This window comes from Kitasatospora sp. NPDC057500 (genome assembly GCF_042802195.1).
In the GTDB taxonomy this organism is placed as follows: domain Bacteria; phylum Actinomycetota; class Actinomycetes; order Streptomycetales; family Streptomycetaceae; genus Kitasatospora.
This window is the reverse complement of record NZ_JBHVER010000048.1, coordinates 1-19,619: the sequence shown is the minus strand read 5'-3', so window position 1 is coordinate 19,619 and position 19,619 is coordinate 1. Positions and strand designations below refer to the sequence as shown.

The following is a 19,619-nucleotide window of genomic DNA, read 5'->3' as shown; positions in this document are numbered from 1 at the left end:
CAGCCGGGTCGAGCCTGAATGAATTCATCCGCAAGGAGGCCGGGACATGGTGCAGCAGGTGAGCGGGCCGCGTGAGGTACGGGCGGCGCGGGGAACGGGGCTGACGGCGCGGGGGTGGCAGCAGGAGGCGGCCCTGCGGATGCTGATGAACAACCTCGACCCGGAGGTGGCCGAGCACCCGTCGAAGCTGGTCGTGTACGGGGGGACCGGGAAGGCGGCACGGGACTGGCGGTCCTTCGACGCCATGGTGCGCACGCTCGAAGGGCTGAAGCAGGACGAGACCATGCTGGTGCAGTCCGGGCGGCCGGTCGGCGTCATGCAGACCCACGAGTGGGCGCCGCGCGTGCTGATCGCCAACTCCAACCTGGTCGGCGACTGGGCCAACTGGGAGGAGTTCCGCCGGCTGGAGAGCCTCGGGCTCACCATGTACGGGCAGATGACCGCCGGCTCCTGGATCTACATCGGCACCCAGGGCATCCTCCAGGGCACCTACGAGACCTTCGCCGCCGTCGCCAACAAGCGGTTCGACGGCACGCTGGAGGGCACCATCACCCTCACCGCCGGCCTCGGCGGCATGGGCGGCGCCCAGCCGCTGGCCGTCACCATGAACGGCGGCGTGGCGATCTGCATCGACTGCGACCCCTCCCGGATCGCCCGCCGGATCGAGCACCGCTACCTGGACGTCGAGGCCAAGGACCTCTCCCACGCCCTGGAGCTCGCCACCGCCGCCCGCGACAAGCGGCAGCCGCTCTCCATCGGCGTGCTCGGCAACGCCGCCGAGCTGGTCCCGCAACTGCTCGCGATGGACGCGCCGATCGACATCGTCACCGACCAGACCAGCGCCCACGACCCGCTGAGCTACCTGCCGGTCGGCGTCGCCTTCGACGACATGGCGTCCTACGCCGCCGAGAAGCCCGCCGACTTCACCCGGCGCGCCCGCGAGTCGATGGCCCGGCACGTCGAGGCGATGGTCGGCTTCCAGGACCGCGGCGCCGAGGTGTTCGACTACGGCAACTCCATCCGCGGCGAGGCCCAGCTGGCCGGCTACGACCGCGCCTTCGCCTTCCCCGGCTTCGTGCCCGCCTACATCCGCCCACTGTTCTGCGAGGGCAAGGGCCCGTTCCGCTGGGCGGCGCTGTCCGGCGACCCGCAGGACATCCACAGGACCGACAAGGCCGTGCTCGACCTCTTCCCGGAGAACGAGTCGCTGCACCGCTGGATCCGGATGGCCCAGGAGAAGGTGCACTTCCAGGGCCTGCCCGCGCGGATCTGCTGGCTCGGCTACGGCGAGCGCGACAAGGCCGGCGAGCGCTTCAACGACATGGTGGCGAGCGGCGAGCTGTCCGCGCCGATCGTCATCGGCCGCGACCACCTGGACTGCGGCTCGGTCGCCTCCCCCTACCGGGAGACCGAGGCGATGCTGGACGGCTCCGACGCGATCGCCGACTGGCCGCTGCTCAACGCCATGGTCAACGTCGCCTCCGGCGCGTCCTGGGTCTCCGTCCACCACGGCGGGGGCGTCGGCATCGGCCGCTCGATCCACGCCGGGCAGGTCACCGTCGCCGACGGCACCGCGCTGGCCGGGGAGAAGATCCGCCGGGTGCTCACCAACGACCCGGGCATGGGCGTCATCCGGCACGTCGACGCCGGCTACGACCGGGCCGCCGAGGTGGCGGACGAGCGCGGCGTCCGCGTCCCGATGGGTGAGCTGTGACGTCGTCCTTCGAGGAGATGTGGGCGGAGCTGCTCCCCGTGGGCCGCTCCGCCGCGTCCGGCGGCTACCGCCGGTTCGCCTGGAACGCCGCCGACGCCGAGTGCCGCGCCTGGTTCGAGCAGCAGGCCCGCGACCGGGGCCTGGCCCACGAGCTGGACCGCAACGGCAACCAGTGGGCGTGGCTGGGCGATCCGGAGGCCGGCGGCGCCGTCGTCACCGGCTCGCACCTGGACTCGGTCCCCGACGGCGGCGCCTTCGACGGCCCGCTCGGGGTGGTGTCCTCCTTCGCGGCGCTGGACGAACTGCGCGCCCGCGGTGCGCGGTTCGCCCGCCCGCTGGCGATCGTCAACTTCGGCGACGAGGAGGGCGCCCGGTTCGGCGTCGCGTGCATCGGCTCCCGGCTCACCGCCGGCGTGCTGAGCCGGGAGGCCGCCTACGAACTGCGCGACGCCGACGGCGTCCGGCTGCCCGACGCGATGGAGCGGGCCGGCCAGGACCCGACCGCGATCGGCGCCGACGGCGAGCGGCTGGCCCGGATCGGCGCCTTCGTCGAACTCCACGTCGAGCAGGGCCGCCACCTCGCCGAGCACCAGCCGGTCGGCGTCGCCTCGGCGATCTGGCCGCACGGCCGCTGGCGCTTCGACTTCCACGGCGAGGCCAACCACGCCGGCACCACCCGGATCGAGGACCGCCGCGATCCGATGCTGACCTACGCCACCACCGTGCTCGCCGCCCGCAAGAAGGCGCGGCTGGCGGGCGCGCTGGCCACCTTCGGCAAGGTCGCCGTCGAACCCAACGGCACCAACGCGATCGCCTCCCTGGTCCGCGGCTGGCTGGACTCCCGGGCGGCCGACGAGGCCACCCTCACCGCGCTGGTCGAGGAGATCGAACGGGCCGCCGCCGAGCGCGGCGAGCGCGACGGCGTCCGGGTCGAGCTGACCCGCGAGTCCTACACCCCGGTGGTGGGCTTCGACGGCCCGCTGCGCGACCGGCTGGCCGCCCGGCTGGGCGGCGCCCCCGTGCTGCCCACCGGCGCGGGACACGACGCCGGAATCCTGGCATCCGCCGTGCCGACCGCCATGCTGTTCGTGCGGAACCCGAGCGGCGTCTCGCACTCCCCGGCGGAGCACGCCGAGACGGCCGACTGCCTGGCCGGCGTCGCCGCCCTCGCCGACGTACTGGAGGACCTGGCGTGTCACTGACCTACTGGGCGCAGTACGCCTGGCTGCCGCACGTCAACGGGCCGGTGGTGGAGCAGGACGTCCTGATCAACACCGGCGCCGGCGGCAAGATCGCCAAGGTGCAGCCGGACAGCGGCCCCTGCCCGCCCGGCGCCGTCCGGCTGGCCGGCCTGCTGCTGCCGGGCCAGGCCAACGCGCACTCGCACGCCTTCCACCGGGCGCTGCGCGGCCACGTCCAGGTCGGCTCCGGCACCTTCTGGACCTGGCGCGACACCATGTACCGGTTCGCCGGCGCGCTCGACCCGGACCGCTACCTGGCGCTCGCCACCGCCGTCTACGCGGAGATGGCGCTCGCCGGGATCACCGCCGTCGGCGAGTTCCACTACCTGCACCACGCGCCCGGCGGCGTCCGCTACGGCGACCCCAACGCGATGGGCGAGGCGCTGATCGAGGCCGCCGCCCGGGCCGGCATCCGGATCACCCTGCTCGACACCTGCTACCTGTCCTCCGGCTTCGGCGCCGAGCCGACCAAGCCGCAGCGCCGGTTCAGCGACGGCGACGCCGACGCCTGGGCCGAGCGGGCCGGGGCGCTGCGCGAGCGCGAGCACGCCCGGATCGGCGCCGCCGTCCACTCGGTGCGCGCCGTACCCGCCGAGCAGCTCGGCACCGTCGCCCACTGGGCGGCGATGCGCCGGGCGCCGCTGCACGTCCACCTCTCCGAGCAGACCGCCGAGAACGACGCCTGCCTCACCGCGCACGGCGTCACCCCGACCCGGCTGCTCGCCGACCACGGGGCGCTCGGCCCGCGCACCTCGGCCGTGCACGCCACCCACCTCACCGAGGAGGACGTCAAGCTGCTGACCGACTCCTCCACCACCGTCTGCATGTGCCCCACCACCGAGCGGGACCTCGCCGACGGCATCGGCCCGGCCCGGCAGCTGGCCTCCGGCGGCTGCCCGATCACCCTGGGCAGCGACAGCCACGCCGTCATCGACCCGTTCGAGGAGGCCAGGGCGCTGGAGCTGGACGAGCGGCTGCGCACCCGCACCCGCGGCCACTGGACGGCCAACGCGCTGCTGCGGGCCGGCTCGGAGGACGGGCACGCCTCGCTGGGCTGGCCCGAGGCCGGGCGGATCGAGGCCGGTGCGCTGGCCGACTTCACCGTGATCGCGCTGGACTCGGTGCGCACCGCCGGCCCCGCGCCGCGGCTGGGCGCGGAGACCGCGGTGTTCGCGGCCTCGGCGGCGGACGTGCGGCACGTGGTGGTCGGCGGGCGGCACGTCGTGCGCGACGGCGTGCACCAGCTGGTGCCGGACGTGCCGGGCGCGCTGAAGTCCTCGATCGACGCCCTGAGTTGCTGAGACGTTGGCTCCCCGAAAGGCATGACGTGACCTCCCCGAGCATTCCGAGCACCCTGATCACCGGCATCGGCACGCTGGTCACCAACGACCCCGCGTACGGGACCGGGCCGCTGGGCCTGCTCACCGACGCGGCGGTGGTGATCGACGGCGACACCGTCGCCTGGGTCGGCCCGGCGGCCGAGGCGCCCGCCGCCGACGAGCGGTTCGACGCGGCGGGCCGCGCCCTGCTGCCCGGCTTCGTCGACTCGCACGCCCACCTGGTGTTCGCGGGCGACCGCACCGCCGAGTTCAACGCCCGGATGTCCGGGCAGTCCTACTCGGCGGGCGGCATCCGCACCACGGTGGCCGCCACCAGGGCCGCCGCCGACGCCGAGCTGGACGCCAACCTGGCCCGGCTGGTCCGCGAGGCGCTGCGGCAGGGCACCACGCTGGTCGAGTGCAAGTCCGGGTACGGGCTCACCGTCGAGGACGAGGCCAGGGCGCTGCGGATCGCCTCCTCGTACACGCCGGAGACCACCTACCTGGGCGCGCACGTGGTGGCCCCCGAGTTCGCCGAGGACCCGGCCGGCTACGTCGAGCTGGTCACCGGCCCGATGCTGGACGCCTGCGCGCCGTACGCCCGCTGGGTGGACGTGTTCTGCGAGAAGGGCGCCTTCGACGGCGACCAGGCGCGGGCGATCCTCACCGCCGGCCTGGAACGCGGACTGACGCCCCGGGTGCACGCCAACCAGCTGACGTACGGGCCGGGCGTGCAGCTGGCCGTCGAGCTGGGAGCGGCCTCGGCCGACCACTGCACCCATCTGACGGACGAGGACGTGGCCGCGCTGGCCGGTTCGGCGACGGTGGCGACGCTGCTGCCGGGCGCCGAGTTCTCCACCCGGGCGGTCTACCCGGACGCGCGCCGGCTGCTGGACGCGGGGGCGGTGGTGGCGCTGTCCACCGACTGCAACCCGGGCTCCAGCTTCACCAGTTCGATGGGTTTCTGCATCGCGGTGGCGGTGCGCGAGATGGGCATGACGCCCGACGAGGCCGTCTGGGCGGCGACGGCGGGCGGCGCGCACGCGCTGCGGCGTCCGGACGTCGGCGTCGTGAGGGCGGGCGCCCGGGCCGATCTGCAACTGCTGGACGCCCCCTCGCACGTGCACCTGGCCTACCGGCCGGGCGTGCCGCTGACGGCGGCGGTCTGGCGGGCGGGCGTGCGCGAGGTCTGAGTGCTCCGAGCACTCGGAAACGGCCTGGGCGGCGGGGCCGGGGCCGCGCGTTCCCCGGCCCCGCCGGCGGGCTCCGCCGAGGTCCAGCGACCGCCGCAGGAAGTCGAGCTGGTGGTGGAGCAGGTGCTCCGCCACCGCTTCGTCGCTCGGCGAGTGGCCGGTGGCGGCGAGCGGCAGGAACTCGTGCGGGCGCCCGGCGGCGAGCAGCGCGGCGGACAGCCGCAGGCTGTGGGCGGGCAGCACGTTGTCGTCGGCGAGGCCCTGGATCAGCAGCAGCGGCCGCCGCAGGCCGGGGGCGTCGGGCAGCAGCGACGCGGCGTCGTACCGCTCGGGGTGCTCGTCCGGGTGGCCGAGGAACCGTTCCTTCCAGTGGGTGTCGTAGAGCCGGTGGTCGACGGGGGCGGCCCCGGCGACGGCGGCGTGGAAGACGTCGGGGCGGCGCAGCACGGCGAGGGCGGCGAGGAAGCCGCCGTAGGACCAGCCGCGGATGGCGACCTTGTCGAGGTCGAGCAGTCCGGGGCGCAGCGCGACCATCGCGTGCAGGGCCTCGACCTGGTCCTCCAGGGCGGGTCCGGCGACGTCCGCGTGGATGCTCTTGTCCCAGCGGGGGCCGCGTCCGGGGGTGCCGCGGCCGTCGGCGGCGAGGACGGCGAAGCCCTGGTCGGCGAACCACTGGGAGGTGAGGTCCCACCAGTGCGGGGCGGCGGTGACCTTCTGCAGGGCCGGTCCGCCGTAGGGGTCGAGCAGGACGGGCAGCGGGCCGTCGCCGGGGCGGTGGCCGGTGGGCAGGAAGAGCGTGGCGCGCAGTTCGCGGGGCCCGAGCCGGAGCGGTTCGGGGCGGGCGGTGAGGACGGGCGTCTCGGCGTGCGAGGCCAGCGTCCGGGTGGGCAGGGAGTCGCGGTGCACGGTGGTGCGGCCGGTGGGCGCACCGGGCGTGAGGGCGGTGTGGACGAGGGTTCCCGCGCGCCGCGTGCCGGTGTGCACGCCGGGTTCCTCGCTCAGCCGGACGGCGCCCGCGACCTGGTCCCACGACCACAGATGGGTCTCGGTCGGCTCGTCGGAGGCGGTGAAGAGCACCTGCCCGCCGTCGGTCCCGAGCACGGCGCGCAGTTGCAGGCCGGGCGGGGTGACGGGCTTGCCGTCGACGGTGAGGTGCCGGGTGTCGCCGTCGTCGGCGGTGTCGACGAGGGATCCGGCGGCGGTGCGGACGGGCAGGCCGGGGACCAGTTCGACCCAGTGCCCGTCGCGTCGCTCGGCGAGGACGCGGGTGGCGCCGTCGGCGGGGTCGACGGCGAGGGTGAGCACGGTGCGCTGGTCGCGGCTCTGCACGGCGGCGTAGGGGCCGTGGCCGTCCCAGCCGGCGGCGGTGAGGTACTCGTACCCGGCCCGGTCCCAGCGGACCTCGGTGCGCCGGCCGTCGAGGCCGAGCAGCCAGAGGGTGACCTCGGCGTTGGCGGTGCCGGCCAGCGGGTAGCGGAGGACGCGCGGGGGCCGCCGGGGGTCGGCGGGGTCGGCCAGCTGGAGGCGGGTGACCGGGCGGTTGTCGACGCGGGCGACGAGCAGCGCGGTGCCGTCGGGGGACCACCAGTGGGCGCGGGTGCGGCCCATCTCCTCGGCGGCGACGTGCTCGGCGACGCCGTAGCCGACGTCCTCGGCCTCGGGTTCGGCGAGCGCGCGGTCCTCGCCGCCGTCGGCGCCGACGACGCGCAGGGCGCCGCCGCCGACGTAGGCGATCCGTCGCCCGGTGGGGTCGGGGCGCGGGTCGTACACCTCGGCGGCGGTGGGGACGCGGCGGACCTCGCCGGTGGCGGCGTCGGCGAGCCAGAGGCCGCCGCCGAGGGCGAAGGCGGCGAGCCGGCCGGCGGCGTCGGTGGCGTACGCGGTGATGCCCCGGGCGTGTACGCGGGCGCGTTCGCGGCGGGTCCGTTCGGCCTCGGGCAGGTCCGTGTCGGGGCCGTCGGCGCCGAGGGCGGCCGGGTCGGCGAGCAGCCGCTCCGCACCGCTCCCGGTGTCGAGGGCCCAGAGGCAGGTGACGGGGTCGTCACCCGACCGGCTGCGCAGGAACAGGACGGTCCGGCCGTCGGCGGTGACCGCCGGCCGGGCGGGGGCGCCGAGGGTGAGGCGCCGGGTGCGGGCGAGCTGACGGGGTATCGAGTCGGTCGGCATGGGGCACCATAGGCACACCCCCCGGACCCCCGTCGAGGGGGAGAAGCGACCGGGGCCGCCGCGGATCTCAGGAATCCGCGACGGCCCCGGGGCCGGGTGGGAGGGACGTCAGTGGACGTCGCCCATCAGTCGTACGACCTTGCGGCGCTGGGTGTACAGGGCGACGCCGGCGACGAGGGCCATGCCGCCCTGGACCGCGAAGTACCAGGTGGAGCCGACCACCTTGTCGCCGAGGACGAGCTGGAAGATGGCCGCGACGCAGTCGCCCGCGGTGACGGCGAGGAACCAGACGCCCATCATCTGGCTGGCGTACTTGGCCGGGGCCAGCTTGGTGGTGACGGACAGGCCGACGGGGGAGAGGGTCAGCTCGCCGATGGTCTGGATCAGGTAGACCATGGCCAGCCAGAGCGGCGTGACCTTGGTGTCGCCGGAGGCGGCGGCCATGGCCAGCATCATGACCATGAACGAGGCGCCGATCATCAGCAGGCCGAAGGAGAACTTCGCCGTGGTGCTGGGGTTCTTGGAGCGGCGGGAGAGCGCCACCCAGATCCAGGCGAAGACCGGGGCCAGGGCCATGATGTACAGCGGGTTGAGCGACTGGAACCAGCTGGACGGGAAGTCGAAGCCGAACAGCGTGGACGAGGTGTGGTCCTGGGCGAAGATGTTCAGCGTCGAGCCGGACTGGTCGTAGATCATCCAGAACACGGCGGCGGCGACGAAGAACCAGATGTAGCCACTCATCCGGGACTGCTCGGTCTCGTCGAGGTCCTTGTCGCGCTTGACCTTGGTGAAGACGAAGACCGGGATGGCCAGGCCGGCGATGGACAGCGGCCAGATCGCCCAGTTGATGGTGAAGTGGCCGGTCAGCGCGACGACGGCGTAGAAGACGACCGCGACGGCGAGCCAGAGGCCGGCCTTCTTGAAGATGGCGCTCTTCTCGGCGGCCGAGATCGGCGAGGTGACCACGTCGCTCTTGGCGCTCAGGTGGCGGGTGCCGAGCAGGAACTGGGTGAGGCCCAGGGCCATGCCGACGCCGGCGAGGGCGAAGCCGAGGTGCCAGTCGACGTTCTGGCCGATGGTGCCGATGACCAGCGGGGCGGCGAAGGCACCGAGGTTGATGCCCATGTAGAAGATCGTGAAGCCGCCGTCCCGGCGCGGGTCGTTGGGCCCGTCGTAGAGGTGGCCGACCATCGTGGAGATGTTCGCCTTGAGCAGGCCGGAGCCGATCGCGATGAACGCGAGGCCGCCGAAGAACGACACGCCGACCGGCAGCGCCAGCAGGAAGTGGCCGATCATGATGATCGAGCCGCCGAGGGCGACGGTCTTCCGGGCGCCGAGGAAGCGGTCGGCGATCCAGCCGCCCGGGAGTGCCAGCAGGTAGACCATCGCGGTGTACACGCTGTACACCGCGGTAGCGGTGGCGAGCTTCATGCCGAGGCCGCCGTCGGTGACGGAGGCGGTCATGTAGAGCACCAGCAGGGCACGCATGCCGTAGTAGCTGAAGCGCTCCCACATCTCGCTCATGAAGAGCGTGGCGAGGCCCCGGGGGTGCCCGAGGAAGGTCTTGCCGCCGGAAGAGGCCGACTGTATGCCGGACTCCATGGTCGTAGACGCCATGAGTAGTGGTTCCTTGCCTGACAGCGTCCGCCAAGGGGGGTGGCGGCGGACGTGGACAGAACCACTCTACGTGGCGACATTTGGCGTTATCAGCTGACAAAAGAGGTCAATTAGGTATGCCGATGGTAAAGAGAGCTACAGATTTCCCTCCATGATCCATGGTACGGCGGGCCAAATTCCTTCGGTTGCAAGATCAAAACGGAGGATCTTCGCCGAACGAGCGGTCCGGGCGTGTCGGTTGGGAAGGGATCGCGCTCCGTATAACGATCACGCAGTGTGAACTACCTCACGGCACCAACGGGCATTCCCGCGCGGACTACCATCACCACATGACCTGTGTGCTGCTCGCCGAGGACGACCCGGCGATCTCCGAACCGCTCGCCCGGGCACTGCGCCGCGAGGGCTACGAGGTGCTCGTCCGCGAGGACGGTCCGTCCGCACTGGCCGCGGGGCTCGGCGAGGAGGTCGACCTGATCGTCCTCGACCTCGGCCTGCCCGAGATGGACGGGCTGGAGGTCTGCCGCCGGCTGCGCGCGGACGGCCGCAGCTGCCCCGTCCTGGTCCTCACCGCCCGCGCCGACGAGGTCGACACGGTGGTCGGCCTGGACGCCGGCGCCGACGACTACGTCACCAAGCCGTTCCGCCTCGCCGAGCTGCTCGCCCGCGTCCGGGCCCTGCTGCGGCGCGGCAACGTCGACCAGCTCACCACCGGGGCGCACGGCGTCAAGATCGACATCGAGTCGCACCGCGCCTGGCTCGGCGAGGAGGAGCTCACCCTCTCCGCCAAGGAGTTCGAGCTGCTGCGGGTGCTGGTCCGGGACGCCGGCCGGGTGGTCACCCGCGAGGAGATCATGCGGCAGGTCTGGGACACCACCTGGTGGACCTCCACCAAGACCCTGGACATGCACATCTCCTGGCTGCGCAAGAAGCTCGGCGACGACGCCGCCAACCCCCGCTACATCGCCACCGTGCGCGGGGTGGGCTTCCGGTTCGAGAAGAATTAGCCCCGCCAGGGGCGGCAACCACCAAGGGGAGCGGCAGCGTGAAGCGCCGGATGATCAACTCGCTGCTGTGCGTCGTCCTCGTCGTGGTCGTGGTGTTCTGCGTCCCGCTCGCCCTGGTCGAGAAGCGCACCATCGTCAACGGCGCCCAGGACCGGGTGGACGCCGCCGCCGTCCGGGTGCTCGCCCTGGTGGAGAGCCGGCTCGCCGCCAAGGAGCCGGTCACCGGCGACAAGTTCGCCAACCAGGTCTCCGCGGGCCAGTACGTCGAGGTCGACATCCCCGGCCAGGGCATCGTCGCCAGCGGCAGCCGGCCCGACAGCACCCATCTGCTCAAGGCCGTCGAACGCGGCGCCAGCGGCGAGACCGTCACCGTCGAGCAGTCCCGCGAGGCGGTCGACCACGAGATCGCCAACATGCTGCTGCTGCTCGGCGTGGTCGCACTGCTCGCCGTGCAGGCCGCCGTCGCCCTCGCCGTCTGGCAGGCCAAACGGCTGGCCCGCCCGCTCACCGACCTCGCCGAGACCGCCGAACGGCTCGGCTCCGGCGACCCGCGCCCGCGCGACCGCCGCTACGGGGTGCCCGAGCTCGACCGGGTCGCCGAGGTGCTCGACACCAGCGCCGAGCGGATCGCCCGGATGCTCACCGCCGAACGCCGGCTCGCCGCCGACGCCTCGCACCAGCTGCGCACCCCGCTCACCGCGCTGTCCATGCGGCTGGAGGAGATCACCGCACTCGCCGAGGAGCCGGAGACCGTCAAGGAGGAGGCCACCATCGCCCTCCAGCAGGTCGAACGGCTCACCGACGTCGTCCAGCGGCTGCTCACCACCCAGCGCGACCCGCGCAGCCCCACCGCCGTCGCCTTCGACCTCGACGACGTGGTCAAGCAGCAGGTCGAGGAGTGGGGGGCGTCGCTGCGCGGCACCGGGCGGGTGCTCCAGGTCGAGGGCCTGCGCGGGGTCACCGCCGTCGGCACCCCCGGCACGGTCGCCCAGGTGCTGGCCACCCTGATCGAGAACTCGCTGATGCACGGCGCCGGCACCATCACCCTGCGGGTGCGGCCGTCCGGCACGTCGGCGGTCGTCGAGGTGCAGGACGAGGGCCCCGGGGTGCCGGCCGAGCTGGGCAACCGGGTCTTCGAGCGCGCGGTCAGCGGCCGCAACTCCACCGGCATCGGCCTCGCCGTCGCCCGCGACCTCGCGGAGGCGGACGGCGGGCGGCTGGAGCTGCTCTCGCTGCGGCCGGCGGTCTTCGCGCTCTTCCTGGCCCGCAGCAGGCGCGACGGGTGACTCCGGGCCCAGGGGGGACCGGCGTCAGAGCGTGGTGTCCCGGACCACGTCCAGGTCGGTGAAGGTGGGCGGCGCGTCGCAGAGCGCGACCATCTCCCGGTAGATCCGGTCGGTCTCCGGCAGGCCCGAGTTGCGCATCGCGGCCTCGTAGGACGGGAACTCGACGATCTCCACCACGTGCCGCGGGTCGGAGCGGTCGGTGGCGACCATCGCGTGGTCGACGGTCCGCCGGCCCTCGGTCTGATCGGCCCAGCGGTCCAGCAGACCGTTGAACTCGTCGAGGTGGTCGGTGCGGCAGTCGATGATCTGGACGAAGGTCATGGCGAGCCTCCTGGTGTCCCCCGCGGCCTCGATCGTTCGCCGGCCGTGCTCGCCCTCCGTCACCACTGTCCTCCTGCCGCCGCACCGGCGGCAAGCGGGGGGCGGCCTACTCGGCCTTGGCGTACCGGATCTGCTCGGCGGCCAGCATCAGCTCGGCCTGGGCGACCACGCCGACGGCCGGGGCGTCCGGCGCCTCCGTCGTGCCCGGCGCGTCCCCGGCGGCTTCGGCGCGGGCCGCGGCGAGCTGCTCCTCGGTGGGCTCCGGGACGGCCTTGAACACCCAGGTCCGGTACGAGATGAAGCGGAACACCGTGCCGAGCCCGAGGCCGCCGACCTTCGCGGCCACCTGCTGGACGTGCGAGGAGAGCCCCAGCACGTACACCGAGAAGCCCAGCACACCGGTCTCGATCAGCATGCCGGCGCCGCTGAACACCAGGAACAGCGTGATCTCCCGCTTGCGCGAGGCGGCGTCCCGGTCCCGGTACAGCCAGTAGCGGTAGCCCAGGTAGTTGGTGGCGATCGCGACCAGGGTGGCGGCGATGTTGGAGCGCAGTGAGGCCAGGTGCAGACCGTTGAGGCAGACCCAGAAGACGGCGAAGTTCACCACGACACCGCTGAGGCCGACCAGGCCGAACTTCACCGCCTCGCCCGACAGGCCGCGCAGTTTCTGCGCCAGCGAGGGTTCCGACGCCGTGGTCGTCGCCATACCGGGCTGCCTCCGTGTGCCTGTGTGCCTGCGGACGAAAGGGCGCCGACGGCCTGAGTGCTGTCAACCCCTTGAGCCCTGCGTGCACGCACATGATCGGATCGCGCATATCAGGACCTGGCCGACCAGGCTACCCGGTTCCACCGATCGGCTCAGCCCCTCCGTCGCGTGCACGTGGGCCCGTCCCCGGGGACGCGGCTGGGCGGGGAGCGGTTCCACGGCCTCCGACCGGCCCGGATATCCTGGCGGGGTGACTTCCCCGGGCAACGCGAATTTTCCAGTGGTTGGCATGATCGGCGGCGGGCAGCTCGCCCGCATGGCACACCAGGCGGGCATCCCGCTCGGCATCCGGTTCAAGCTCCTCGCCGACACTCCCCAGGACTCGGCCGCGCAGGTCGTCTCCGACGTCGTCCTGGGCGACTACCGCGACCTCGACACCCTCCGGCGCTTCGCCGAGGGCTGCGACGTGATCACCTTCGACCACGAGCACGTGCCGACCGAGCACCTGCGGGCCCTCCAGGCCGACGGCGTCGCCGTCCGGCCCGGCCCGGACGCGCTGGTCAACGCCCAGGACAAGGGCGTGATGCGGGCCAGGCTCGACTCCATCGGCGTCCCCTGCCCCCGGCACCGGCTCGTCGCCGACCCGGCCGACGTGACCGCCTTCGCGGAGGAGGGCACGGGCTACCCGGTGGTCCTGAAGACCGTCCGCGGCGGCTACGACGGCAAGGGCGTCTGGGTGGTCGGCGACGAGGAGGAGGCCGCGGCCCCGTTCCTGGCCGGCGTCCCGGTGCTCGCCGAGGAGAAGGTCGACTTCGTCCGTGAGCTGGCGGCCAGCGTGGTCCGCTCGCCCAGCGGCCAGGCCGTCGCCTACCCGGTGGTGGAGAGCGTCCAGGAGAACGGCGTCTGCGCCGAGGTGACCGCCCCCGCGCCGGACCTCGACCCGGCGCTGTCCGACGAGGCCCAGCAGCTCGCCCTGCGGATCGCCGGCGAGCTGGACATCACCGGCCACCTCGCCGTCGAGCTGTTCCAGACCCGCGACGGCCGGATCCTGGTCAACGAGCTGGCCATGCGGCCGCACAACTCGGGGCACTGGAGCCAGGACGGCGCCGTCACCTCGCAGTTCGAGAACCACCTGCGCGCCGTCCTCGACCTGCCGCTCGGCGACCCCCGGCCGCGCGCCAAGTGGACCGTCATGGTCAACGTCCTGGGCGGCGACTACCCGGACATGTACCACGCCTTCCTGCACTGCATGGCCCGTGACCCGGGCCTGCGCATCCACATGTACGGCAAGGACGTGAAGCCCGGCCGCAAGGTCGGCCACGTCAACGTCTTCGGGGACGACCTCGACGACGTCCGCGAGCGCGCCCGCCACGCGGCCGCCTACCTGCGAGGAACGATCACCGAATGACCTCCGCCGCCTCCCACCCGTCGCCCGGCCACCACCCCGGTGCGGGCGCTGACGCGCGCACCCCCCTCGTCGGCATCGTCATGGGCTCGGACTCCGACTGGCCCGTGATGGAGGCCGCCGCCCAGGCCCTCGACGAGTTCGAGATCCCCTACGAGGTCGACGTCGTCTCCGCGCACCGGATGCCGCGCGAGATGGTCGCCTACGGCGAGAACGCCCACAAGCGCGGGCTGAAGGCGATCATCGCCGGCGCCGGCGGCGCCGCCCACCTGCCGGGCATGCTCGCCTCGGTCACCCCGCTGCCGGTGATCGGCGTTCCGGTGCCGCTGCGCTACCTGGACGGCATGGACAGCCTGCTGTCGATCGTGCAGATGCCGGCCGGCGTGCCGGTGGCCACCGTCTCGGTGGCGGGCGCGCGCAACGCGGGCCTGCTGGCGGTGCGGATGCTGGCCGCCTTCGACCCCGAGCTGACCGAGCGGATGACCGACTTCCAGGCCGAGCTGAACGGCCAGGCCACCGAGAAGGGCAAGAAGCTCCGGGCCAAGGTGGCGGGTTCGTCCTCTTTCGGCTTTGGAAAGTAGTCAAATCGGATAGAACAGCTCGTATGACCTCTGAGCTGTTGGACTCCACCCCCGCTCTGCTGGAGCGCGCCAAGGCCGTCCTCCGCGCCACCCCCGTGGTGGACGGTCACAACGACCTCCCCTGGGCGATGCGCGAGCAGGTCGGCTACGACCTGGACGCCCTCGACCTGGCCGCCGACCAGAGCGCCCGGCTGCACACCGACCTCGCCCGCCTCACCGCGGGCGGGGTCGGCGCGCAGTTCTGGTCCGTCTACGTGCCCAGCCGGCTCGCCGGGGACCACGCCGTCAGCGCCACCCTCGAACAGATCGACTTCGTCCACGCCCTGGTCGGCCGCTTCCCCGACCGGCTGCGGCTCGCGCTCACCGCCGAGGACCTGGAGGCCGCCCGCGCCGAGGGCCGGATCGCCTCCCTCATCGGCGCCGAGGGCGGCCACTCCATCGACTGCTCGCTCGCCACCCTGCGCGCCCTGTACGCGCTCGGCGTCCGCTACCTGACGCTCACCCACAACGACAACACCCCCTGGGCCGACTCCGCCACCGACGAGCCCGCCGCGGGCGGCCTCACCGCCTTCGGCGAGGAGGTCGTCCGGGAGATGAACCGGCTCGGCATGCTGGTCGACCTCTCGCACGTCTCCGCCGACACCATGCGCGACGCCCTGCGGGTCAGCGAGGCGCCGGTGCTCTTCTCGCACTCCTCCGCGCGCGCCGTCTGCCCCCACCCGCGCAACGTCCCCGACGACGTGCTGGCCCGGCTCGCGGACAACGGCGGCGTCGCCATGGCCACCTTCGTGCCCAAGTTCATCCTGCCCGCCGCCATAGAGTGGACCACCGCCGCGGACGAGAACATGCGCGCCCAGGGCTTCGACCACCTCGACACCACCCCCGCCGGGATGGCCTGCCAGCGCGCCTTCGAGCAGGCCAACCCGCGCCCGGTCGCCACCGTCACCACCGTCGCCGACCACCTCGACCACATGCGCGAGGTCGCCGGCATCGACCACATCGGCATCGGCGGCGACTACGACGGCACCGCCTTCCTCCCGGACGGCCTCGACGACGTCGCCGGCTACCCCAACCTGGTCGTCGAACTGCTGCGCCGCGGCTGGTCCGAGACCGACCTCGGGAAGCTCACCTGGCACAACGCCGTGCGCGTGCTGCGCGACGCCGAGGCCGCCGCCACCCGGCTCCGCGCCGAGGGCCGCACCCCGTCCCTCGCCACCCTCACCGGCCCGCGCGGACTCGACGGCTGACGGCGGGCGGACGGGCGGGGCGGGCTCAGCCCAGCAGCGGGATCTCGATGGCCGGGCACTTGTCCATGACCATCTCCACCCCGGCGGCGGTGGTCCGCTCGTACGCGGCCTCGTCCACCACGCCGAGCTGGAACCAGACCGCCTCGGCCCCGACCGCCACCGCCTGGTCCGCGACCTCGCCCGCCAGCTCGCTGTTCACGAACACGTCCACCACGTCGACCGGGAACGGGATCTCGGCGAGCGAGCGGTAGCCCTGCTCGCCGAGGACCGTCTCGGCCTTCGGGTGGACGGGCACGACCCGCTTGCCGTAGCGCTGCAGCACCCGCGCCACGCCGTACGCGGCGCGGGCGGTGTTGGTGGACAGGCCGACCACCGCCCAGGTGTCGCCCTTGGCGGTGAGGATGGAGCGGACCGTCGCTTCGTCGCCGTAGTTCGTCATGGTCGGGGCAACGAGCGGTCGGCGCGGGGGATTCCCCCCGGGGCCCGGGTCAGCTCGGGCGGCCCAGTGCGCGGTAGGTCCAGCCGGCGGCGCGCCAGGCCTCGGCGTCGAGGACGTTGCGCCCGTCGAGCAGCCGGCGCTCGGCGACCACCGCGCCCAGCCCGGCCGGGTCGAGCCGGCGGAACTCCTGCCACTCGGTGAGGTGCAGCACGACGTGCGCGCCCTCGGCGGCCTCCAGCGCGGAGGGCGCGTAGGCGAGGCTCGGGAACATCTTGCGCGCGTTGTCCATCGCCTTGGGGTCGTAGACGGTGACCTGCGCGCCCTGGAGCTGGATCTGGGCGGCGACGTTCAGCGCGGGCGAGTCCCGGATGTCGTCCGAGTTGGGCTTGAACGCGGCGCCGAGGACGGCGACCCGCCGGCCCAGGAAGCCGCCGTCGCACTGCTCGCGGGCCAGCTCGACCATCCGGGAGCGGCGGCGCATGTTGATCGAGTCGACCTCGCGCAGGAAGGTCAGTGCCTGGTCGGCGCCCAGTTCGCCGGCCCGCGCCATGAACGCCCGGATGTCCTTGGGCAGGCAGCCGCCGCCGAAGCCCAGGCCGGAGTTGAGGAACTTGCCGCCGATCCGCTCGTCCAGCGCGAGCGCGGCGCTCAGCTGGGTGACGTCGGCGCCGGCCGCCTCGCAGACCTCGGCCATCGCGTTGATGAAGGAGATCTTGGTGGCCAGGAAGGAGTTGGCGGCGGTCTTCACCAGCTCGGCGGTCGCGTAGTCGGTGACCAGGAACGGCACCCCGGCGGCGATCGGCTCGGCGTACACCTCGCGCAGCAGCCGCTCGGCGCGCTCGCTGCGGGCGCCGATCACGATCCGGTCCGGGCGCAGGGTGTCCTGGACGGCGAAGCCCTCGCGCAGGAACTCCGGGTTCCAGGCGAGTTCGGCGCCCTCGCCGACCGGGGCCAGCGCGGCCAGCCGCTCCGCCAGCCGGCTCGCCGAGCCGACCGGCACGGTGGACTTGCCGACCACCAGCGCCGGGCGGGTCAGATGCGGGGCCAGCGCGTCGATCGCGGCGTCCACGTAGGACATGTCGGCGGCGAACTCGCCCTTGCGCTGCGGGGTGTTGACGCAGACGAAGTGCACGTCGCCGAACTCGGCGGCCTCCTGGGCGGAGGTGGTGAACCGCAGCCGCCCGGTCGAACCCTCGTGCCCGGCCACATGCTTGAGCAGCAGTTCGGAGAGGCCCGGCTCGTACATCGGGACCCGGCCGGCCGTCAGCGTGGCGATCTTCTCCGGGTCGATGTCCAGCCCCAGCACCTCGAAGCCGAACTCCGCCATGGCGGCGGCGTGGGTGGCGCCGAGATAGCCGGTGCCGATCACGGAGATGCGGAGGGTCACGGTATTCCCTTCGGGCGGGCGTCGGGCGGCACGGCTCCGGGTGGGAACCGCGCCCACCGATGCTATCCGGCCGACGGGGGAGGACCCAGACGGTCGCACGGGCCCCGGTTCCGGCCGTTGTCCGGGAAGCCCGGCGCACGGGCCCGGGGCGGCGGCACAATACGCCCATGGAGGCGGAGGACGAACAGTCGGACGAGCCCGGGCCGCGGTCGGAACCCTCCGGGCTGAGCCTTTTCGAGCCCAGGGAGGGGGACGGGCGGGGGGAGCAGTCGGCGGAGTCCGACGGCGAACCGGACGCGGCGGCCCCCGGCGCCGAGCCGCCGTCCCGTCGCCGGCGCACCCGCCGGGTGCTGCTCTGGACCCTCTCCACCCTCCTGGTGCTCGTGATCGGCGGCTGCGGCGCCCTCTGGTGGACGGCCGAGCACTACGCCTCCTCCGTCCGCCGCATCCCGGACGCCTTCCCGACCGTGCCCGAGTCCGCCCAGCCGAAGCCCGTCCCGGGCAGCGGACTCAACCTCCTGCTGGTCGGCCTGGACGCCCGCTCCGACACCCCCACCACCGGCAGCGCCGCCAAGGCCCCGGCCTGGCGGGCCGGTGCGGCCCGCAGCGACACCATGATGCTGCTGCACCTCTCCGAGGACCGCCGCTCCGCCACCCTGGTCTCGCTGCCCCGGGACACCTGGGTTCCCGTGCCCGGCCACGGCGAGGCCAAGCTGAACGCCGCCTACTCCTGGGGCGGCCCGGCGCTGATGACCGAGACCGTGCAGAACCTCACCGGCATCCGCGTCGACCACCTCGCCGTGATCGACTGGAACGGCTTCCGCGCCCTCACCGACGCGGTCGGCGGCGTCGACATCACCGTGCCGCGCACCATCGAGGGCGTCGGCGAGGCCCGCGCCTGGGAGGCCGGCACCCACCACATGGACGGCGCCACCGCGCTGCTCTACGTCCGGGAGCGCTACGGCCTGCCCGGCGGCGACCTCGACCGCACCAAGCGGCAGCAGAACTTCCTGCGGGCGCTGATGCTCAAGGTCATGGACTCCGGCACGCTCGCCGGCCCCGCGCGGCTCGGCGGCCTGCTGGGCACGGTCGGCGAGGTGGTCAGCGTCGACGACCGGCTCTCCAACACCGACCTGTTCCAGCTCGCCTGGAGCCTGCGCCCGCTGCGCGCGGACGACGTGCGCTTCCTGAACGCGCCGTTCGGCGGCTACGCCACCCGGGGCGAGCAGAGCGTGGTGCTGCTGGCCGACCGCCCGGCGGAGCGGCTCTGGGAGGCGATCCGCAACGACCGCACGGAGCAGTACTTCAGTGAGCGCCCGGCCGGCGACACCCTCGGGACCGACGTCGACTGACCTAGGCAGCCGCAGGTCGGCGGCCTAGGATCTACTTAACGGTAATTAACCGGTGCCACAGCGGCACGACTCTCCGAAGAGGCAGGCATCATGGCGGGCAGCGCAGGGGCGGCGGACTTCGATCTCTTCCGGGTCTCCGAGGAGCACGGGATGCTGCGGGAGGCGGTGCGTTCGCTGGCCGAGGCGAAGATCGCTCCGTTCGCGGCGGAGGTGGACGAGGAGGGGCGGTTCCCGCGGGAGGCGTTGGACGCGTTGCGGGGCAGTGACCTGCATGCGGTGCACGTGCCGGAGGAGTTCGGGGGTGCGGGGGCGGACGCGCTGGCGACGGTGATCGTGATCGAGGAGGTGGCGCGGGTGTGCGCCTCGTCGTCGCTGATCCCGGCGGTGAACAAGCTGGGGTCGCTGCCGGTGCAGTTGTCGGGGTCGCGGGAGTTGAAGGAGCGGTACCTGGGGGCGCTGGCGCGCGGGGAGGGGATGTTCTCGTACTGCCTGTCGGAGCCGGAGGCGGGTTCGGACGCGGCGGGGATGCGGACGCGGGCGGTGCGTGACGGGGACTTCTGGGTGCTGGACGGGGTGAAGCGGTGGATCACCAACGCGGGTGTGTCGGAGTTCTACACCGTCATGGCGGTCACCGATCCGGA

The 19,619-nt window shown here is 73.3% G+C and carries 15 protein-coding genes and 2 pseudogenes; 11 read left to right on the top strand and 6 right to left on the bottom strand.

All coding sequences use genetic code 11. From position 1 onward, the window contains the following. Positions 1 to 58 precede the first annotated feature (58 nt). From hutU to hutI, 4 genes are read left to right on the top strand one after another with little or no spacing between them, the layout of a single operon-like run. The gene (gene hutU, locus ACFU74_RS13550) at positions 59 to 1,714 is read left to right on the top strand and encodes a urocanate hydratase (RefSeq protein ID WP_380755956.1); all 1,656 of its coding nucleotides are present in this window, start codon (positions 59 to 61) and stop codon (positions 1,712 to 1,714) included. 17 nt (positions 1,715 to 1,731) lie between these two features. Beyond that, the gene (locus ACFU74_RS13545) at positions 1,732 to 2,916 is read left to right on the top strand and encodes an allantoate amidohydrolase (RefSeq protein WP_380755954.1); all 1,185 of its coding nucleotides are present in this window, start codon (positions 1,732 to 1,734) and stop codon (positions 2,914 to 2,916) included. Then, entirely contained in the window at positions 2,907 to 4,256 is a 1,350-nt protein-coding gene (locus ACFU74_RS13540; protein ID WP_380755913.1) for a formimidoylglutamate deiminase, read from the top strand. Before ACFU74_RS13545 ends, ACFU74_RS13540 begins: the two co-directional genes overlap by 10 nt. 26 nt (positions 4,257 to 4,282) lie before the next feature. Then, positions 4,283 to 5,467, top strand: coding sequence for an imidazolonepropionase (hutI, locus tag ACFU74_RS13535; RefSeq protein ID WP_380755911.1), 1,185 nt, complete (start codon positions 4,283 to 4,285; stop codon positions 5,465 to 5,467). Between the two features lie 144 nt (positions 5,468 to 5,611). On the opposite strand, the pseudogene ACFU74_RS13530 reads toward hutI, so the two are convergent. Further along, positions 5,612 to 7,633 (bottom strand): annotated as a pseudogene (locus ACFU74_RS13530) (prolyl oligopeptidase family serine peptidase); the annotation flags it as partial. A 108-nt stretch (positions 7,634 to 7,741) separates the two neighbouring features. Beyond that, positions 7,742 to 9,250, bottom strand: coding sequence for a peptide MFS transporter (locus ACFU74_RS13525; protein WP_380755909.1), 1,509 nt, complete (start codon positions 9,248 to 9,250; stop codon positions 7,742 to 7,744). Between the two features lie 329 nt (positions 9,251 to 9,579). Here ACFU74_RS13525 and ACFU74_RS13520 point away from each other — a divergent pair, with 329 nt between their 5' ends. Together ACFU74_RS13520 and ACFU74_RS13515 are read left to right on the top strand one after the other, a co-directional pair. Then, a complete protein-coding gene (locus tag ACFU74_RS13520) occupies positions 9,580 to 10,254 on the top strand; it encodes a response regulator transcription factor (protein ID WP_344329242.1) in 675 nt (224 codons plus the stop codon). A 38-nt stretch (positions 10,255 to 10,292) separates the two neighbouring features. Beyond that, positions 10,293 to 11,540 carry an ATP-binding protein gene (locus ACFU74_RS13515; protein ID WP_380755907.1) on the top strand — a complete coding sequence of 416 codons (1,248 nt, stop codon included), beginning with the start codon at positions 10,293 to 10,295 and terminating at the stop codon, positions 11,538 to 11,540. 27 nt (positions 11,541 to 11,567) lie between these two features. On the opposite strand, the pseudogene ACFU74_RS13510 reads toward ACFU74_RS13515, so the two are convergent. After that, positions 11,568 to 11,861, bottom strand: a pseudogene (locus ACFU74_RS13510) (ester cyclase); the annotation flags it as partial. Between the two features lie 106 nt (positions 11,862 to 11,967). Then, complete coding sequence (locus ACFU74_RS13505) at positions 11,968 to 12,567, bottom strand: GtrA family protein (RefSeq protein WP_380755905.1); 600 nt, start codon at positions 12,565 to 12,567, stop codon at positions 11,968 to 11,970. Between the two features lie 289 nt (positions 12,568 to 12,856). On the opposite strand from ACFU74_RS13505, the gene ACFU74_RS13500 reads away from it, so the two are divergent. From ACFU74_RS13500 to ACFU74_RS13490, 3 genes are read left to right on the top strand one after another with little or no spacing between them, the layout of a single operon-like run. Continuing rightward, positions 12,857 to 13,975, top strand: coding sequence for a 5-(carboxyamino)imidazole ribonucleotide synthase (locus ACFU74_RS13500; RefSeq protein ID WP_380755904.1), 1,119 nt, complete (start codon positions 12,857 to 12,859; stop codon positions 13,973 to 13,975). Next, entirely contained in the window at positions 13,972 to 14,553 is a 582-nt protein-coding gene (purE, locus tag ACFU74_RS13495; RefSeq protein ID WP_380755902.1) for a 5-(carboxyamino)imidazole ribonucleotide mutase, read from the top strand. The genes ACFU74_RS13500 and purE overlap by 4 nt, the downstream gene beginning before the upstream one ends. 23 nt (positions 14,554 to 14,576) lie before the next feature. Continuing rightward, complete coding sequence (locus tag ACFU74_RS13490; protein WP_380755900.1) at positions 14,577 to 15,800, top strand: dipeptidase; 1,224 nt, start codon at positions 14,577 to 14,579, stop codon at positions 15,798 to 15,800. Positions 15,801 to 15,825: 25 nt separating this feature from the next. On the opposite strand, the gene ACFU74_RS13485 is transcribed toward ACFU74_RS13490, so the two are convergent. Together ACFU74_RS13485 and ACFU74_RS13480 are read right to left on the bottom strand one after the other, a co-directional pair. Continuing rightward, positions 15,826 to 16,239: a CoA-binding protein gene (locus ACFU74_RS13485; RefSeq protein ID WP_380755898.1), complete on the bottom strand. Its 414-nt coding sequence runs from the start codon at positions 16,237 to 16,239 to the stop codon at positions 15,826 to 15,828. A 49-nt stretch (positions 16,240 to 16,288) separates the two neighbouring features. Then, positions 16,289 to 17,626, bottom strand: a complete 1,338-nt coding sequence (locus tag ACFU74_RS13480; protein WP_380755896.1) for a UDP-glucose dehydrogenase family protein — start codon at positions 17,624 to 17,626, stop codon at positions 16,289 to 16,291. 167 nt (positions 17,627 to 17,793) lie between these two features. On the opposite strand from ACFU74_RS13480, the gene ACFU74_RS13475 reads away from it, so the two are divergent. Together ACFU74_RS13475 and ACFU74_RS13470 are read left to right on the top strand one after the other, a co-directional pair. After that, positions 17,794 to 18,978: an LCP family protein gene (locus tag ACFU74_RS13475; RefSeq protein ID WP_380755894.1), complete on the top strand. Its 1,185-nt coding sequence runs from the start codon at positions 17,794 to 17,796 to the stop codon at positions 18,976 to 18,978. Between the two features lie 90 nt (positions 18,979 to 19,068). Continuing rightward, positions 19,069 to 19,619: acyl-CoA dehydrogenase family protein (locus ACFU74_RS13470; RefSeq protein WP_380755892.1), on the top strand; the 551-nt coding region annotated here is incomplete at its 3' end.

What these genes read in the sequence shown, in the direction of transcription:
- ACFU74_RS13545 (WP_380755954.1), top strand. Translation starts at nt 1,732, where the DNA reads ATGTGGGCGGAGCTGCTCCCCGTGGGCCGCTCCGCCGCGTCCGGCGGC.
- ACFU74_RS13525 (WP_380755909.1), bottom strand. Translation starts at nt 9,250, where the DNA reads ATGGCGTCTACGACCATGGAGTCCGGCATACAGTCGGCCTCTTCCGGC.
- ACFU74_RS13520 (WP_344329242.1), top strand. Translation starts at nt 9,580, where the DNA reads ATGACCTGTGTGCTGCTCGCCGAGGACGACCCGGCGATCTCCGAACCG.
- ACFU74_RS13505 (WP_380755905.1), bottom strand. Translation starts at nt 12,567, where the DNA reads ATGGCGACGACCACGGCGTCGGAACCCTCGCTGGCGCAGAAACTGCGC.
- ACFU74_RS13500 (WP_380755904.1), top strand. Translation starts at nt 12,857, where the DNA reads ATGATCGGCGGCGGGCAGCTCGCCCGCATGGCACACCAGGCGGGCATC.
- purE (WP_380755902.1), top strand. Translation starts at nt 13,972, where the DNA reads ATGACCTCCGCCGCCTCCCACCCGTCGCCCGGCCACCACCCCGGTGCG.
- ACFU74_RS13490 (WP_380755900.1), top strand. Translation starts at nt 14,577, where the DNA reads ATGACCTCTGAGCTGTTGGACTCCACCCCCGCTCTGCTGGAGCGCGCC.
- ACFU74_RS13485 (WP_380755898.1), bottom strand. Translation starts at nt 16,239, where the DNA reads ATGACGAACTACGGCGACGAAGCGACGGTCCGCTCCATCCTCACCGCC.
- ACFU74_RS13475 (WP_380755894.1), top strand. Translation starts at nt 17,794, where the DNA reads ATGGAGGCGGAGGACGAACAGTCGGACGAGCCCGGGCCGCGGTCGGAA.